Raw genomic sequence first — 17,704 nt, 5'->3', positions numbered from 1 at the left:
TTCAGCTGGTAAAGATAGTAAAATTCACTACAGCCGTAGATTTTTTAAAATCTATTAATTCTCCAGTAAAGATACAGCGTGCGCTCTGGCAGATTCACTTATTGTATTTCCGCCAAGCATCATCGCCAACTCGTCGATACGTTCTTCCTGCGCTAATTGTTTGATCTTGGTACTGGTAACTTCACCGGTATCTTCTTTAAATATCTTAAAATGAGCACTTCCTTTCCCGGCGATTTGCGGTAAGTGCGTAATAGCAAGAACCTGCATACTGCGGCCCATTTTCTGTAAAATTTCACCCATTTTTTGTGCAATATCACCAGACACTCCGGTATCGATCTCATCAAAAATAATGGTCGGTAGATTACTTTGTGCTGCTAAAATACTTTTAACAGCCAGCATTATGCGGGATAACTCTCCACCAGATGCAGCTTTTCTAATTTCTTTAAAGCTTCCGCCCTTATTAGCGGCTAAATACCAACCCAATGTATCGTTTCCGTTAGCAAAAAACTTATCACCTTGTTCTAAACTGATCTTTAATCGCGCATTAGGCATTCCCAATCCGCTTAAAATTCCTTCGGTTTCTTTTACAAAAGATGGAATGATCTTCTCACGACGATCGTGTAATTTTTTGGCGATATTGGATAATTTACCCTGCTGTTTTTTTATTGCTGAAGCTATTTCAGCCAAAGCCTCGTCTGCATTTTCACTAACAGCTACCTGCTTTCTAAGATCTTCTGCAATATTTAATAGATCCTGGACCTCCAAAACATTATGTTTTTTCTGAAGATTATAGATTTGCTGAAGCTGATCGTTAGTTTTTTCGAGTTCTAAAGGATCGGCTTCTGTATTTTCTAGCGCAGTTTCCAATTCAGCATTAATATCATCCAACTCGATAATCACACTTTGAACGCGCTCGTGCAGACTTTCATAATTAGCCGAAAATCGTGAAATTTTAGACAAATTATTACGCACCTCTTTTAAAGTACTTAAGCTTCCTATTTCTTCCTGAGAAATAAAATTAATAGCTGAATTTATCTGCTCGGTTAATTCTTCAACATTATTTAGTTCTTCATATCGGGCTTCAAGCTCCTCCAACATTCCCGGTTGCAATTTTGCTTCGTCTAATTCATTCAGCAAAAAAACGTTGTAATCGTATTCTTTTGTGGCCTGAGATTGCTCTTCTCTTAAAACTTCTTGTCGTTTTTGCAAGGATCGAAGTTCTTTTAAGGCTTCACGATATTCTAAATTTAGCGCTTCATTATCTGCAATGGTATCGATCACCTGAAATTGATAATCGTTATTTCCTAAACTTAAGGTTTCATGCTGACTATGAATATCGATCAAATAATTCCCTAAATTATTTAAACTCGATAAAGTAACAGGCGTATCATTTACGAAAGCCCGTGATTTTCCTGAAGCCAAAATCTCTCTTCTAATAATGGTTTTTGGTTCGTAATCAAGATCCTCTTTTTCGAAAAAATTGGTTAAGCCATAATTAGAAACATCAAAAACACCTTCTATAACGCACTTTTTCGCAGCATCTTTGATCGAACTATAATCGGCTCGATTTCCCAAAAGTAAACCTAATGCTCCAAGCATAATAGATTTACCAGCCCCGGTTTCTCCAGTAATAATGGTAAATCCAGGCTTTAAATTCATGTTGATATCTTCGATCAACGCGTAATTTTTAATAGATAAAGATGTAAGCAATTTTTCTTAGAATTTAAGGCTAAATATAAGGGAGAAATTGGCGCAAATCAACTACCAGAAAAAAGATTTACAATTACTGGATCTGTCGCCACTGGCGCGCATAACTCGGCGCCATGCTATTCAGTTTTTGCACTAAACCACGTTCACCAACATCTGGACCACCGGTAAAAATATTAATGATCTCGCCAGACTTGGCGTCAAAAAAGACTCTTAATAATAACGAATTTCGGCGTACAGAGTTCATTTCCCGTAACTCTTCAAGTGCTGTGGCGATCGATTGTTTACCTTCAGTAATATTATCGTGCATCACATCTAAGCCTTCACGATGATACGTGTAAAGCGCATCTCGATAACCCTGAAATGAATTTGATAACAAATCTGCATTAAGTCTAAATCTCGATCTTGTGTTTCCGCTAGGCTGCCAACCGGCGCTATTACTTTGCTGGGCAACTGTGACAATTTGTTTAGCTTCTTCGAAGAAAGGCGTTCCCCCATTTTGCTCAAACGAATCGGCATCTAATCCTAAAATGGTGTACACGTAAAAACTTACAACTGAAACTAAATTAGAACTAAAAGTATTTTGATTATAATTTAAAGGCTGATATTCCCTGTAAGAGAAGTTGAAATCATCGTCATTGTAATTAAAAACAGGCGTTACCATATCAGATCCAAAAACCGGTCTCGAAGATTGCACCTGGATACTTGCCGCGAAATTTTCGCCATCAAGCTCTCTCACGGTGATAAAAATACTGCAGTTAATACGTTGCTCTGGGGGTAATTCTCTACCTGTCCAACTTGTGCTATTAATAAATTCCTGAAGCGAATTCTTTAGGGTTTTAAAAACGCTAAGATTAGTCTGCCCGGTTTGTTCGGCATTAATTTGAACATCGCAATTAAGCTCCTGCGCCTGTAAATTGAAGCAAAAAAGCATCACTAATATTGCGATTATTCTATTCATTTAAAAGTTCGATTATTTCGTTAAGGATATCTACCGCAACTTCAGATTTTGGTTTTAAACCAAAGGTTTTTACTTCGTCCTGAAAAACAAAACTTACTTTGTTAGTATCATTCTTAAATCCTGCACCTTTATCCTGAAGCGAATTAAGCACCACAAAATCTAAATTCTTTTTTTGCAGCTTTGCTTTTGCATTTTCCAGCTCATTATTGGTCTCTAAAGCAAAACCAATTAATTTTTGATGCTGCTTGCGCTCTCCTAAAGAACGCAAAATATCCTGAGTTTTGGTAAGCCGTATTGTTAAAGTCTCATCGGCTTTTTTAATTTTTTGGTCGGCTACACTTTCAGGCTTATAATCTGCTACCGCTGCGGCAGCGATCACAACATCTGCTGTTTCAAAGTTTGCCATGACGGCATCATACATGTCCTGCGTGCTCACCACCTTGATAAGATTGATATGATCTTCAGCAATTTGCAAATGAGTGGGACCAGATATTAAAGTAACCTCAGCGCCAAGATCTGCAGCTGCTTTGGCAATCTCGTACCCCATTTTACCACTACTGTGATTACCAATAAACCGCACAGGATCTATGGCCTCGTAAGTTGGTCCTGCAGTGATCATAACATGTTTTCCTTTTAAGGGTAAAGAAGCTGATAAATGATCTTCTAAAAACTGAAATATCTCTTCAGGCTCGGCCATTCTGCCTTCACCACTTAAACCACTGGCAAGTTCTCCTGTGCCGGCAGGGATCATAAAATTTCCGTAGTTTTTTAAAGTTTCAAAGCTATTTTTAGTGGAAGGATGTTTATACATATCCAAATCCATTGCCGGTGCAAAGAAAACCGGGCATTTAGCCGAAACATAAGTAGCCAGTAAAAAGTTATCACTATTACCGGTTGCCATTTTAGAAAGTGTATTGGCCGTTGCCGGGGCTATAAGCATAAGATCTGCCCATAAGCCAAGTTCTACATGATTGTTCCAAACTTCATCTTCGTCTTCAGTAAAAGAAGAATATACTTCGTTTTTGGACAGGGTAGAAAGAGTAAGCGGAGTAATAAAATCTTTTGCAGCCGGCGTCATCACCACACGGACTTCGGCGCCGGCCTTAATGAAAAGTCGGACTAACGAGGCGGTTTTATAGGCAGCAATACCGCCGGTAATACCCAAAAGTATTTTTTTGCCTCGTAGTACAGACATATGCTATAGATCTATTAAAATCTTTTTAGATTGAATCTTCAGATTCTTTGGTGTTACGATAATAGATCTTATCGCTTAACCACTCTTCTACTGCTAACGCATGTGGTTTAGGAAGTCTTTCGTAAAACTTAGAAACTTCGATTTGCTCCTTGTTTTCAAAGATTTCGTCTAAACTGTCGTTATAAGTAGCAAACTCGTCTAGCTTTTCAAGTAACTCTTTTTTGATCTCGGTATTGATCTGGTTAGCTCTTTTAGCGATAATTGAAATTGCCTCATAAATATTATCTGTAGGCGCATCAATTTGATTCTTGTCGAGCGTAGTCGTGTTTACCGCTGCTTCAGTTTTTTTAATATCCATTTTCCTTAAACTAATTAAAAGTTTTCAACCTTGCTTGTATATCCTGGTATGCTTCGTTTACATTGGCGATGTATTCACCTTCTGGGTAACTTTTCTTGTACGCCTGGTAATACTCCTCTGCTTCCTGTAAACGCTCTTGCATTAAATTCCTGTAACTGTTTATTGCATAAGAATAAGCTGCATCAAATCTTAGGTAAAACGCTTCTTCGCGATATGGCGTACCTGGATAATCTGCTATAAAATTATTGAAAGATGTAATTGCCGCAGTAAAGTTTCCTTCACGGTAATTCCCTCCAATTCTCCAATATTGTTTTGCAATTTCAAATGCTTTTTTCTCTAATTTTAATCGAAGCTCGGTCGCCATTAAGTTGGCTTCCTCTGCATATTCTCCTTCAGGATATCTGTTAAGATAACTTTGTAAAGCTTCGATCGCTTTATTGGTATCTGTTTGATCCAGATCGTAACGAGGAGATTCTTCAAAATAACTTTTAGCCGATTTAAAAGAAGCTTCCTCTACTTTATCACTGTTAGGATATGATTGTACAAATCTTTCGAATTCGAAACTAGACAAATAATAATCACCCACCTGATAGTAAGAATCTGCAAAAAGATAACTTAATTTTTCTCCTTGAGGCTTCCCACGATACTGTGGTAAAATTTGTTCGAAAAGCCGAATCGCTTTTCTAAATTTTCGATTACTATCTTCGGCTTTGGCTTCGTTATAAAGGTTTTCTGCAAAGGTGTATTTCTCACCTGCATTTTCACTTTTTAACATCTTTTGGTAGTCCCCACAGGACTGTAGTACAAAAAGTAAACCTAATAAAAGTAATCCTTTTTTCATCATTTGTAAAAACATCTTGCAAAAGTACAGTTTTTGGAATTATAAAAAAAACTTTCCGCTCGTACAAGAATAACAGCAAAAGCCTTTATTTATTATACCTAAGCGATGTTTATTTTTTCTGCGGAAAAAATTTATTCTCGCTAAAACTAAAAAAAGCTGCCCAAAAGCAGCTTTTACTAATCAAAATTTTAAAATCTGAAGTTGCCTTTAAACTACTTCAGCTTGAAAATTATGTACAAAATCTCCAATTTTAGCTTGTAATCCTTCCGAAGCATTAACTAATGGAAGTCTCACATTCTTAGAACAGATTCCTTTTTTCTCTAATAAAGATTTAATTCCCACCGGATTTCCTTCAGCAAAAATAAGGTCTATAGAAGGTGCTATTCTATAATGTAATTGATAAGCTTCTTTGGCATTACCTTCTAATCCCAGCTTCACCATTTGCGAAAATTCTGCCGGAAATCCCTGTCCAATTACAGAAATCACTCCTGCCCCACCAGCCAGCGTCATTGGTAAAGTGATCATATCGTCACCAGAGATCACCTTAAAATCTTTAGGCACCAGGCTAATTAATTTCATGGCCTGCACGATATCTCCTGCGGCTTCTTTTACTCCAATTACATTATCACATTCTTTCGCAATTCTGGCAATTGTTTCTGGCAAAATATTAGAACTTGTTCTACCCGGCACATTATATAAAATAATAGGAAGCGGTGAAGCTTCTGCTACCAGTTTAAAATGCTGAAAGATCCCTTCCTGAGAAGGTTTGTTATAATAAGGAGAAACCGATAATACTGCCTGAAAAGCTGAAAGATCTGTAGTTTTTAACTGCTCTACAACAGCCATAGTATTATTACCTCCAATTCCTAAAACCAAAGGAAGACGATTACTGTTTGTCTTTACGATACAATCGATCACCTGCTCCTTCTCCTGTTTATTAAGCGTAGAATATTCTCCTGTAGTTCCTAAAACCACAAGATAATCGATACCATTAGCGATCTGGTCTTCTACCAATCGCTCTAAAGCTTCAAAATCTATGCTTAGATCATTTTTAAACGGAGTTACCAAAGCTACTCCCGTGCCTACAAACGCGCTCATTTATCGTATTTGTTTTAGTATTTTTAAGTATTTTAGGATTTCCTGTTGGTACAATGCGACATCTTCTGTTTCGATCGTAAGGTCTGCCAAATGACTTTCTTTTATGTGATCGATCTTTAAAGCTGATTTTACACATCTAAAGACCAGATTTTTTAGTTTGTTATCGCTTTTAGAAAAAGAGATAAAAACATCGAATTTCGACTTAAGAAAATCCTTTACATCTTCATATTGGATATTTCCGCCCGCTTTTATTTCTGAAGGGGCAAAGAAAATCGCTCTTTCATCTTCTACAGAAGCTGGTTTTGCAGTACAAACAAGAACTTTAAAATCGCTTTTCGCAATTTTTAACTGCTGCTGAAGTTTTAAAAGTGGCTTTACCTCTTCAAAATCTTCCGCGGTAGTTACCAAGCCCACTTTCGTGATAAATTTCTTATTTTTTTCAGCAATAACTTCCGAATTTTGTTTCGAAAGCTTCTTTTCAGCTAAAAAATATTTAAAATTCTTAAACACTGCAGTGATATTGGCCTGCAAATGTAAATAATTTCTCATAAAATTTTCCTAGCCAGAAGCCTGCAATCTTAAGCTGAGTTTTCATATTTAACAGGTTTGTTTTTTTTGTTACAATAATTACATAATCTTGGCTTTACTTTAATTTCTTCCGAAGAAATAGCGCCTACTTTTGTAATCTATGTACCTTTGCCCTGCAATTAAGTTACTATGAAAAAAGTTATAAAACAGATTCCCCTCATCTTTTGCTTTTTAAGTCTTATTTCCTGCAAAAATTCCCAAACAAAGCTTGAAGGCAAGGAAATTCCTATCGATAATACGATCACAGCAGATCCCGAAATTGAAGAATTTATCGCTCCTTTTAAAGAACACCTAAATAAAACACTGGATAGCACTTTAGCCTACAATCCCGGCGTTTTAAGCAAAGGCGAAAAAGGAATGAATACCGGAATTGGTAATTTAATGGCCGATATTGTGATGGAACAGGCTAATCCTGTTTTTAAAAGTCGCACCGGAAATTCTATAGATTTTGTATTGCTTAATTACGGCGGAATTAGAGCTGAATTAAACAAAGGCCCAATTACTACTCGCGATGCTTACAACATGATGCCTTTTGAAAATCACATCGTGGTGACTGAATTAAGCGGAGAAAAAGTAATGAAACTTCTTTCTTATCTTGAAAAAGGAAAGTCGGCACACCCGGTTAGTGGTATCAACATAAAAATGAATAAAGATTTTAAAGTAATCAGCGCCAGCGTAAATGGAAAATCGATAGATCCCGACCAGAATTATTTTGTGGCTACATCAGATTATTTGCAGCAGGGAGGCGATAGCATGTATTTTTTTAGCGATCCGGTTAATTTATACAATATCAATTATAAACTTAGAAATGCGATTATCGATTACTTCCATAAGATCGATACGATAAAAGCAAAACAAGACGACAGATTTATTAAAGAATAGCTTAGCCTTATTGAGGATTACAAGCAAATTCTTAACCTGAATTGATTCCCCATGAAAAGAAGAAATTTTATTCAGCAAACATCAGCAGCTTCAGCATTTGTAGGATTAGGCGGACTATCTTCGCTTAGTTTTTCTGAAGCTCCTAGACATATTACCATTTTGCACACCAACGATGTGCATAGCCATATTGAAGCTTTTGGTCCAGATCATCACCGTAACCCAAATATGGGCGGTGTTGCAAAAAGAGCCGTACTTATCGAAAAGATTAGAAAAGAAAATCCTAACACGCTTTTGTTAGATGCTGGGGATATTTTTCAGGGTACTCCTTATTTTAATTTTTACGGCGGCGAATTAGAATTCAAATTAATGAGCAAACTAAAGTATGATGCTTCAACTTTAGGAAATCACGATTTTGATAACGGAATTGATGGTTTGTTTGCACAGCTTCCACATGCCGACTTCGATTTTTTAATTTCGAATTACGATTTCAGCAATACCATTATGGACGGCCACACCAAGCCTTACAAGATCTTCACGAAAAACGGAGTAAGAATTGGCGTTTTTGGCGTTGGGATTGAACTCAAAGGTTTGGTAAACGATAAACTTTATAAGGAAACAAAATATCTTGATCCTATCGAAATGGCGACAGATATGAGCAACACCTTAAAAAAAGAAGAAAACTGTGATCTGATAATTTGCCTTTCTCATTTAGGATATAAATACGACAGCGAAAAAGTAGATGATCATAAATTAGCCTCAAAAACCGAGAATATCGACCTTATTATTGGTGGCCACACGCATACTTTTTTAGATGAGCCAACAATAGTAAAAAACAAAGCCGATAAAAATGTGATGATTAACCAGGTTGGCTGCTACGGACTTTACCTTGGGCGAGTTGATTTCTACTTAAACGGAAGCAAATCTGTTGCCGGTAATGGTAAAAGTGTAGAAATATAGAAAAAATAAGGCATGCATTTTGTGCTCGTTTTTTAATCAATCAAAAAGCGAACATGAAACATCATCATTACTTTCTATTTTTTCTGTTCCTTCTCCTCACACCACGACAGATCTTCTCCCAAAATATCGAGCCCGTTATAGGTTTAGACGGAAGCATTTTTATTCAGGTTGACCGCATCATTATTAATACTGAAGGAAAAATCGCTTACCTGGATCTTATTGAAGATATACCTATTGGTGTAAATTTGGAACAAGATCCTGTAATTATTCTTGAAGAAAAACGAAGTTATCTTCAGCTTCAGCAAAATTTACCCGAAAGCCTTTGGAATAATTTTCAATTAAACTTTAATAACGAGATCAATTATTTTAACGGTTATTCGATCGATTATAATTTTCAAAATCGCATAAGCAAAATTGGAAATATTCCGATTGAATACAATTTAAAAGATAAGATCGATAAAATTGGAAAATATGCGATTTCTTATGGTTTTCATGGAAAAATTGAGAAAGTAGGAAACTTAAAAATTGACTACAACTTCAGAAATTTTATAGATAAAATCGGAAATAAGAGGATCTACTACAATTTTAAAAATCAAATCAATAAGATTGGCAACACCAAAATTGCATACGATTTAAAGGGCAGAATCGATAAAATAGGCTGTAAAAATATCGAATATAGCCTTAATAATCGCGTAGAAGAAATTGGCGATTTAGATATTGAATACGACGCTATGGGAAGAATCTTGAAGATTGGCGATCTGAATTTTCGTAGCTCATATCACTCCAGATAACTTAATTCCAATTTAAAATCCATCTAATTTCGAGAATATCTTAGACATCGATTTTTGATCGATTGCATTCATATCAATCAGCTTTAGCGATTTTACCATCTCAGCAGAATTGGTTTTGTATTTTTTAAAATGCGGAGTTTCTAAATGAGACTTATAAGCTGTTTCATTTTTATAAACTTCTAAAATCTGAATAATCTCTGGACGTTCCTGTTGAAACATAGGGTAAATTGCAATTACTCCATCCTCCAAACGCACTGAAGCTTCAGCTTCTTCCTGTAGTAAATCAAGATAATCTTGCTGAAAATCCAAATCAATTTCAATCTCGGCAATTCTTATGATAAGCTTATCTGAATCGATCGTCGTATTTTTATCCTTCTTTCCGCAGCTAAAAAGAACGAAGAACAATAGAAAAAAGAATACTCGTGATATGATGGTCGTTTTACTTCTCATGATATTTTTATATCGAAATACAAACATAAAAAAACCGCATAATTCTGGAGAATTATGCGGTTTCGAGTTGTAAATAAAGTGACCCCGGAGGGATTCAAACCCCCAACCCTCAGAGCCGAAATCTGATGCGCTATTCAGTTGCGCCACGGGGCCGTTTTTCCGACTTCGTCGGAAAAAATATTTTAGTTGCTAAGCTTTTGCTTTACAATTACAGAAATGGTCTTCCCATCTGCCTTACCAGCAAGTTCCTGAGAGGCAACTCCCATTACTTTACCCATATCTTTCATTCCGTCAGCGCCGGTTTTAGCAATAATTTCTTCAACTTTTGCTTCGATTTCAGCTTCGCTTAATTGCTCTGGTAAAAACTGCGAGATTACTTCAGCTTGCTGCTCTTCCGGCTCAGCTAAATCCTCTCTATTTTGTTCTCTATACACCTGCGCGCTGTCTTTACGCTGCTTTACCAACTTCTGAACGATTTTTAATTCCTGATCTTCAGTTAGTTCTTGCTGACTGTTTTCTGTTTTTGCTAAAAGAATAGCTCCTTTCACTGCTCTTAAAGCTTCTAAAGCTGCTGAATCTTTTGCTTTCATAGCAGCTTTCATCTGAGTCATTACGTCTTTTTCTAAGCTCATCGTAATAAATTTGAAGTGCGAAGATAAAATTTTAAAATCGAAAAAACCACTTAAAATTCTTTCAAAAATGGCTATTTTGAAACTCTAACAAACTACCAGTTTATTATGCATTTAAATATGAAAAGAATCTTGTTTGGCGCTATACTTTTCCTTAGCCTGCAAGTTTCTGCACAACAACATTTTACCGACAGCATTTATAAAATTAAAGCTCGAAAAACACTTACTTATGCTGAAAAAGACGGCCAGGAACTTTACTTAGACGTTTACGAACCTGAAAATTCATTTAAAAACCGACCCGTTTTTATTTTCATGCACGGCGGTGGTTTTGGTTTTGGCAGTCCGCGAAATGAAGACGAGGTAAAATTGGCTAAAATTGCGGCAAGTTATGGCTACGTTGCCGTTCAAATATCCTATCGTTTAACCAGAAAAGACCAATCCTTTGGTTGTGATTTTGAAGCCGAAGGTAAGATCGAAACTTTTAAATTGGCAGCTGAAGATTTTCTAGACGCCGTGAACTTTATGATCAGCAAAAAAGATCAATTCAAAATAGATCCTGAAAAGATGATTATTGGCGGAAGTAGCGCGGGTGCTGAAGCTGTTTTAAGCGCAGCTTTTAATCGTGATCTGCTCTTTAAAGATGCTTCAAAATACGAGAATCTTAAATTTAAGGGCATTTTATCTTTGGCCGGGGCGATTGTCGACAAACGCTATATTAATAAAGAAAACGCTATCCCTACGGTATTTTTCCACGGAACGGCAGATAATCTAGTGCCTTATGCTACCGCACCTCATCATTTTTGTAACAAAGACGAACCCGGCTATCTAATTTTAGATGGTTCCCGAAGTTTAGCCGATAAACTGAAGAAACTCGACACTTCTTACATGCTAAATACTTTCCCTGAAGCAGGACATGAAATTTCAGGAATTCCTTTTGATCATTTACAGATGGTTTTTCAATATTTTGACGATGTCTTTTTAAAAGGCGAAAATCAACAAATTGAGCATACATTTTAAAAGCGAAATACCTCATTAAAAAACAAAAAAACCGATGATTAGATCATCGGTTTTTTCTTTCGGAAATTATAATCAAATTGGTTAGGATCGATTATGTTTTAATTACACCTAAGCTTATTCTTTTAGTATAAATGTATTTTCAAATTCAGCATCAGAGCTTCCTGCAATAAAGAAATCAAACTCTCCTGGCTCAGCTACATGTTCTAAACTGCTGTTGTAAAATTTCAGATCTTCTGCGCTTACTTCAAAAGTTACGGTTTTAGATTCGCCTTTTTTCAACATAATTTTTTCAAAACCTATTAGCTGTTTCATTGGCGGCGTGATGCTTCTCACTTTATCATGAATATAAATCTGAACTACTTCTTCACCATCGTAATCACCGGTATTGGTAATTGTTGCGCTCAAAGTAATCGTTCCATCCATTGTTAATTCTTCTGCACTGGCTTTTACATCGCTATAATCAAAATCGGTATAACTTAAACCGTATCCAAAAGGATATAATGGTGAATTTGGAGTGTCTAAAAATTCTGACTTAAATTTCTCGAATCCTGGCTGTGAACCTGGTCTCCCTGTTCTTTTCATTGAATAATAAACTGGAACCTGACCAACATTTCTTGGCCATGATGCCGTAATTTTTCCTGAAGGATTATAATCTCCAAAAATAACATCGGCTATTGCATTTCCTGCTTCTACACCTGGATGCCAAACCTGAAGAATATCAAGATCCATTTCAGATTCTTCTGAAATATTTAAAGGACGACCACTCATTAAAACCAGCGCCATCGGCTTACCGATTTTGGCCAATTCGCGGATCATTTTTTTCTGACTTTCAGGAATCAGTAAATTAGTTCTACTGGCAGCTTCGCCACTCATTTCAGTGGCTTCACCAACTACAGCTACAATAACATCAGATTTTTTAGCCACTTTTATCGCTTCTTCCAACATTTTTTCAGGAGAAGTCTCACTAATTTCAGCACGAGGACCAAAAACATTAATATTTTCAGCTAATTGGGCATCATTCGTAATATTTGCTCCCTGCGCGTAGCTTACTTTAGCCTTTGGCGCTACATTTTTTATCCCTTCTAAAACCGGAACAGAAAGTTGTGGATCACCAGTTGGTGCCCAGGTTCCTAACATATTATTTTTGTTATTCGCTAAAGGTCCAACAAGGGCAATTTTCGCATCTTTTTTAAGTGGAAAAACTCCGGCATCTTTCTTAAGTAATACAAAAGAATGCGCAGCCACTTTTCGTGAAAAAGCTCTGTTTTCTTCAGAAAGAATATCCTTTTCTGGTCGGCTTTCATCTAAATATTTATAAGGATCTTCAAAAAGACCAAGCTTATATTTCGCTTCTAAGATTCGGCGTGCAGCGGTGGTAATTTCTTCTTCGGTTACCTTACCTTCATCTAAAGATTTTTTCAGCGTTTGTAAAAAACCTTCTCCAACCATATCCATATCCAACCCGGCTTTTAAGGCTAATGCTGAAACTGCCTGAAGATCTCCCATTCCGTGAGCGATCATTTCATTTAAAGAAGTATAATCTGAAGTTACAAAACCATCAAATCCCCACTGATCACGAAGTAGATCGGTTAACAACCACTTATTCCCGGTTGCCGGTACACCATCAACATCGTTAAAAGAACTCATCACACTTCCTGCACCCGCATCGATCGCCGCTTTATAAGGAGGCAAATATTCATTGAACATTTTCACTCTACTCATATCTGTCGTATTATAATCACGACCTGCTTCTGAAGCTCCGTATAAGGCAAAATGTTTTACCGTAGCGATCATAGTGTTTTCTTTGGTAAGATCGTCTCCCTGGTAACCTTCTACCATAGCCTTTGCGATTTGAGAACCTAAATAAGGATCTTCACCGGCACCTTCAGCAATTCTCCCCCATCTTGGATCGCGAGCGATATCTACCATCGGTGAGAAATTCCAGTTGATCCCGTCTGCCGTAGCTTCCTGAGCAGCAATTTCAGCAGTTCTTTTGATCATCTCCAAATCCCAGCTTGCTGCGGTTCCTAACGGAATTGGAAAGGTGGTTTTATAACCATGAATCACATCTGATCCAATTAGCAACGGAATTCCCAATCGGGTATCATTCACGGCATAATCTTGTGCAATTTTAATTTTATCGGGACCAGCAACACCAAAAAGTCCGCCTACTTCCCCGTCTTTAATTTTTTGTTGCACATTATCACTTACCACTGCACCGGTAGCAACACCGCCACCGGGATTAAGTAGGTTAAGCTGACCTATCTTTTCTTCGATGGTCATTTCAGCTAAGATCTCATCGACCTTTGCATCCATTTTAGATTCATCAGTTTGCGCTTGTAGGCTTTTTGTTGGGGCAAAAAAGCATCCTGTAATTAGCGAAAATGTGATTAAACTTTTCTTTATCATGTAATTCTATTTAGGGTTGTACTAAAATTATTCTATAGGTTTGCCACGCATTCTCTCGAAATTTCTGTAGGCATTTTCTATATTTTTTTCTGAAGCTTTTTCAAATTCCTTTTCAGTTACACTATAATATTGCTGAACAGAATCCAGTTTTTGCTTCATCATTTCTATTTCTCCCTGATACTCTGGATTATCGATCAGGTTATTTTTTTCTTTTGGATCCTCCTGAAGATCATAAAACTCCCAGGCATCGTTATCATCATAAAAATGCATGATCTTATAGCGTTCGGTTTTAATTCCGTAGTGACGTTTTACCATGTGAAAAGCCGGCCAATCGTAATAATGATAATAGATCGCATCACGATCCAACTCTTCTTTTTGGCCAAAAACCACATCTTTAAATGAGATTCCCTGCATATCCTCTGGGATTTCGATACCGGCCATATCTAAAAATGTTGGGGCAAAATCGAGATTCTGAGTCATAGCATTTACTTCAGATTGCTGCGGAATTTCCCCCGGAAGTTGCATTAGCAATGGCATTCTAAATGAAGGCTCGTACATAAATCGTTTATCGAACCATCCGTTTTCACCCAGATAAAAACCCTGATCTGAAGTATAGACCACCAGCGTATTTTCATCTAATCCCTGAGATTCCAAATAATCTAAAATTCTACCCACTCCTTCGTCTACTGAAGCTATGGTTGCCATATAATCCTTTAAATAACGCTGCCCTTTGTACCTGGCCAGATCTTCGTCATGCAAATCCTTTTCCCAAAAAGCATCATTTTCGGGGCGGTATGCTTCATTCCATTGATTACGTTGCTCAGCCGTCATGCGATCAAAATCGTCTGTCCAGGGATTGCTTGCCAATTCATCTGTTCCTTTTGCTTTACTCATTTTAAGATCATGACCTTCGTACATATCCTCGTAAATGGTCATCAACTGTTCTTCAGCAGCTTCCTGGTTTTCAAAATCTGGGAAATACGAATCTGGCAAAGGAAATTGAAACGAATCATATTTATTGACGTGGCGCAAAGCAGGCATCCAGTTACGATGCGGTGCTTTGTGTTGCACCATTAAGAAAAACGGCTTCGACGTATCTCGTTGTTTTAACCAATCTAACGAGTAATCTGTAATAAGATCTGTTGCATAACCTTCAACTCTGGCAGTATCCTCTTCCGTAATAAAATCGGGATTATAATATTTCCCCTGGTCTTCTAAAATTTTCCAGTAATCAAATCCGGTTGGTTTTCCGGCTAAATGCCATTTCCCGATCACCGCAGTTTGATACCCATTATTTCTGAAAATCTTTGGCATGGTTTGCTGCGAATTATCAAACTGCTCACCATTCATTCTAAAGCCATTTTCATGACTATGCTTCCCAGTTAAGATCACCGCTCTACTTGGCCCACAAAGTGAATTTGTGTTGTAATTCTGGCGAAATATCGCTCCGTTTGTAGCTAATCGATCGATATTAGGCGTTGGCGCCAGTTTCCCTATTTCACTTCCGTAGGCACTAATCGCTTTTACCGCATGATCATCGGCCATTATAAAGACGATATTAGGCTTTTTAGAAGTAGATTTTTCTTCAGCAGCATTTCCCTTTTCTTCTTTACAGGAAAAAAAGCTGATCAAAACAACGAAATACAGGAATCTAAGTTTCATTATTTTTCTTTTTTCTGATTTAGCAGCCAATCGTATAATTCTGGATTATTATAGGTTTCTGTCCAGCTATTGTGGTTCGCAAAAGGATAGATCGTGTATTTTACATCCTGATTTCCCGATTGCTTTAACGCCATCACCATTTTATTACTATTCTCTGGCAAAACCACATCGTCCATCGCACCGTGAAAAACCCAGATAGGCATGTTTTGAAGATGTTGCGCGTTGCGATAAATTGGCCTGTAGATCGCCCCACAAACCGGAGCCATCGCAGCAAACAATTCTGGATATTTACCTCCCGTAGCCCAAACGCCATAACCGCCCATACTTAAACCTGTTAAGTAAACCCTACTTGGATCGATTCGTTCTTCTTTGATAATTTTTTTTACCAAAGCAGCTACTTCATCTGGCTGCCAGTAGGTTTCAGCAGGACATTGCGGTGCTAGCATTACCGCATCAATCTCATTTCCCTCTTTTAAATACTGAAAAGGCCCATTAACTTTTACCTTCTGAAGATCTGTACCTCGTTCGCCGGCACCATGTAGAAAAACAATCAATGGATAATCTTCTTTAGATTTTTTATAAGCTTCAGGTTTGTACAGCAGGTAACCCATATCTACAGGAATCTCTACTTTTTCTTTAAACTGATTTTCTGAAATACCCGCAGTTTGAGCTTCCGCAGTAATTCCGAAGAAAATAAATAATCCTAGTAATGCGATATTCGATAATTTCATCATCAATTTTTTAATGGGTAAACTCTAGTTTTTCTAATCCCTGTTGAACTTCAGGAGAACTCATAAATAGATCCCAAATAAGTCCGCTACGATAATTCTCGATCATCACCATCATTGGTCCCTGGTCGATCGCTAAATATCTTTCAGCAACCCAATCGCCACCATCTAAGCTGAAGGCATCGTAAAAACCGGCAGGTCCCCAAAGTAGATCGTTTTGATCTTCGTAAAAATATCTTATCGCTCTTAAGCTTTCTTCCGGAGTATAAGGAATAGAACTTACGGCAGCAGTTGGAGAAACCACTCCGTGATCATCATCTGGTGAATGTGCTGCGTAACCTACGCTACCATCTTCATTTTTAGTATAACTTGCAGTTAATCCCCAGCTATTTTCACTGTAAGTTTTATAATTATTAGGGTTTTCCTGCGCATACTCATAATTGATCTTGCTATGGTTTACATTTAGGTCCCAATAATTGGCGTAACGATCACTAAGTCCTTTTGGATTTAAGCCTAAATATGAATAATGTGCCCAAAACAATGGCCCTGCTTTATCGCCAACAGTATTGAATTTTAATATTAGCGGAATTCCGTATGCTTTCTTATCGGTTGTGATATTTCCGCTTCTTGCCCAACCATCGTGGTAAACGGCAGGTTTGATCGCGTGATCTGGAGAACTGGCAGCCATCACATAAGTAATAAGACATTCGTTATAACCTTCAATCATAAAGTTCTTCTGAAATTCATAATCTGGCGACCAGTGCCAAAAGATTCCGTTTTTATTATTGGTGTACCAATCCCACTCAATATTTTGCCATAAATTATCGAATTTGGCTGCTACAGCTTTTTCCTCTTCATTTCCATCCTGCAAATACTGGCGCACCACAATAAATCCCTGCGCTAAAAACGAGGTTTCTACAATATCGCCTCCGTTATCTTTACTATCTGAACCAAATTCTTGTGTTCCGGCGGTTCTTCCGTTTATCCAATGTGGGAAAGCACCGTGATATTTTGGTGTTTTTTCTAAAAAAGTGGCAATTTTATCTAAGCGTTGCACGGCTTCTTCTCGCGGAATAAATCCTCTTTCGATCCCCGCAACTATTGCCATTAATCCAAATCCAGATCCTCCCGTGGTTACAATATCCGGATCGTTATTTGGATAATCTCCGTTAGGATGATATCGTTCTCTGGCCATCCCGCTATTAGGTTCAGCAAAATCCCAGAAATATTTTAATGTTTGCTTCTGGACGGTGTCCAACAAGGCTTCTTCACTCAGTTTAGTTGAATCCTGAGCAGTTTTTTGTGAAGTCTCTTCTGAATTGTTTTTTGAAGTGTCGTTGCATGCGGTGAATGCAAAACCTAAAAACAGAAGATATATAAGGTGTTTTTTTAGATTCATCGGTTAAGCTTAAAATAAGAAAGGTGTTTCGA

General features: G+C 37.4%; 17 protein-coding genes and 1 tRNA gene. 4 read left to right on the top strand and 14 right to left on the bottom strand.

All coding sequences use genetic code 11. The features are described 5' to 3' along the window. Positions 1-54: 54 nt before the first annotated feature. The 7 genes from recN to BM201_RS05985 form a co-directional block, all read right to left on the bottom strand. Entirely contained in the window at positions 55-1,710 is a 1,656-nt protein-coding gene (gene recN / locus BM201_RS06015; RefSeq protein ID WP_092540466.1) for a DNA repair protein RecN, read from the bottom strand. A gap of 73 nt (positions 1,711-1,783) precedes the next feature. Further along, a complete protein-coding gene (porD, locus tag BM201_RS06010) occupies positions 1,784-2,668 on the bottom strand; it encodes a type IX secretion system protein PorD (protein WP_175486990.1) in 885 nt (294 codons plus the stop codon). Continuing rightward, a complete protein-coding gene (coaBC, locus tag BM201_RS06005; RefSeq protein WP_092540464.1) occupies positions 2,661-3,863 on the bottom strand; it encodes a bifunctional phosphopantothenoylcysteine decarboxylase/phosphopantothenate--cysteine ligase CoaBC in 1,203 nt (400 codons plus the stop codon). The genes porD and coaBC overlap by 8 nt, the downstream gene beginning before the upstream one ends. 25 nt (positions 3,864-3,888) lie before the next feature. Next, a complete protein-coding gene (locus tag BM201_RS06000) occupies positions 3,889-4,221 on the bottom strand; it encodes a DNA-directed RNA polymerase subunit omega (RefSeq protein ID WP_092540462.1) in 333 nt (110 codons plus the stop codon). Positions 4,222-4,231: 10 nt separating this feature from the next. After that, positions 4,232-5,065 carry an outer membrane protein assembly factor BamD gene (locus BM201_RS05995; protein ID WP_245758583.1) on the bottom strand — a complete coding sequence of 278 codons (834 nt, stop codon included), beginning with the start codon at positions 5,063-5,065 and terminating at the stop codon, positions 4,232-4,234. Between the two features lie 204 nt (positions 5,066-5,269). Further along, positions 5,270-6,160 (bottom strand): 4-hydroxy-tetrahydrodipicolinate synthase, encoded by an 891-nt coding sequence (gene dapA, locus BM201_RS05990; protein WP_092540458.1) that lies wholly within the window; start codon positions 6,158-6,160, stop codon positions 5,270-5,272. After that, positions 6,161-6,709, bottom strand: coding sequence for a DUF6913 domain-containing protein (locus BM201_RS05985; RefSeq protein ID WP_092540456.1), 549 nt, complete (start codon positions 6,707-6,709; stop codon positions 6,161-6,163). A gap of 168 nt (positions 6,710-6,877) precedes the next feature. On the opposite strand from BM201_RS05985, the gene BM201_RS05980 reads away from it, so the two are divergent. The 3 genes from BM201_RS05980 to BM201_RS05970 are packed head-to-tail and all read left to right on the top strand — an operon-like array spanning position 6,878 to position 9,378. Next, positions 6,878-7,630, top strand: a complete 753-nt coding sequence (locus tag BM201_RS05980; protein ID WP_092540454.1) for a 5'-nucleotidase C-terminal domain-containing protein — start codon at positions 6,878-6,880, stop codon at positions 7,628-7,630. A 51-nt stretch (positions 7,631-7,681) separates the two neighbouring features. Then, a complete protein-coding gene (locus tag BM201_RS05975) occupies positions 7,682-8,587 on the top strand; it encodes a bifunctional metallophosphatase/5'-nucleotidase (RefSeq protein WP_092540452.1) in 906 nt (301 codons plus the stop codon). Positions 8,588-8,640: 53 nt separating this feature from the next. After that, positions 8,641-9,378: a hypothetical protein gene (locus BM201_RS05970; RefSeq protein ID WP_092540450.1), complete on the top strand. Its 738-nt coding sequence runs from the start codon at positions 8,641-8,643 to the stop codon at positions 9,376-9,378. Positions 9,379-9,390: 12 nt separating this feature from the next. On the opposite strand, the gene BM201_RS05965 is transcribed toward BM201_RS05970, so the two are convergent. The 3 genes from BM201_RS05965 to BM201_RS05955 all read right to left on the bottom strand — a co-directional run bounded on the left by BM201_RS05965 (position 9,391) and on the right by BM201_RS05955 (position 10,460). Continuing rightward, positions 9,391-9,828: a putative quinol monooxygenase gene (locus BM201_RS05965; protein WP_175486989.1), complete on the bottom strand. Its 438-nt coding sequence runs from the start codon at positions 9,826-9,828 to the stop codon at positions 9,391-9,393. A 79-nt stretch (positions 9,829-9,907) separates the two neighbouring features. Continuing rightward, a tRNA-Arg gene (locus tag BM201_RS05960) sits at positions 9,908-9,981 on the bottom strand. Positions 9,982-10,010: 29 nt separating this feature from the next. Next, a complete protein-coding gene (locus BM201_RS05955; protein ID WP_092540447.1) occupies positions 10,011-10,460 on the bottom strand; it encodes a GatB/YqeY domain-containing protein in 450 nt (149 codons plus the stop codon). A gap of 117 nt (positions 10,461-10,577) precedes the next feature. Here BM201_RS05955 and BM201_RS05950 point away from each other — a divergent pair, with 117 nt between their 5' ends. Then, a complete protein-coding gene (locus tag BM201_RS05950; RefSeq protein ID WP_092540689.1) occupies positions 10,578-11,474 on the top strand; it encodes an alpha/beta hydrolase in 897 nt (298 codons plus the stop codon). A gap of 114 nt (positions 11,475-11,588) precedes the next feature. Here BM201_RS05950 and bglX read toward each other — a convergent pair whose 3' ends face one another. From bglX to BM201_RS05930, 4 genes are read right to left on the bottom strand one after another with little or no spacing between them, the layout of a single operon-like run. Then, on the bottom strand, positions 11,589-13,883 hold the full coding sequence (gene bglX, locus BM201_RS05945; RefSeq protein WP_092540445.1) for a beta-glucosidase BglX: 2,295 nt from the start codon (positions 13,881-13,883) through the stop codon (positions 11,589-11,591). A gap of 27 nt (positions 13,884-13,910) precedes the next feature. Next, complete coding sequence (locus BM201_RS05940) at positions 13,911-15,545, bottom strand: sulfatase family protein (RefSeq protein WP_092540687.1); 1,635 nt, start codon at positions 15,543-15,545, stop codon at positions 13,911-13,913. Then, entirely contained in the window at positions 15,545-16,279 is a 735-nt protein-coding gene (locus BM201_RS05935; RefSeq protein WP_245758582.1) for a carboxylesterase family protein, read from the bottom strand. Before BM201_RS05935 ends, BM201_RS05940 begins: the two co-directional genes overlap by 1 nt. Positions 16,280-16,286: 7 nt before the next feature. Further along, on the bottom strand, positions 16,287-17,672 hold the full coding sequence (locus BM201_RS05930; protein WP_092540441.1) for a glucoamylase family protein: 1,386 nt from the start codon (positions 17,670-17,672) through the stop codon (positions 16,287-16,289). Between the last annotated feature and the right edge of the window lie 32 nt (positions 17,673-17,704).

The organism is Zunongwangia mangrovi (assembly GCF_900112105.1).
In the GTDB taxonomy this organism is placed as follows: Bacteria; Bacteroidota; Bacteroidia; order Flavobacteriales; family Flavobacteriaceae; genus Zunongwangia; species Zunongwangia mangrovi.
This window is presented reverse-complemented; position numbering and strand designations above follow the sequence as displayed.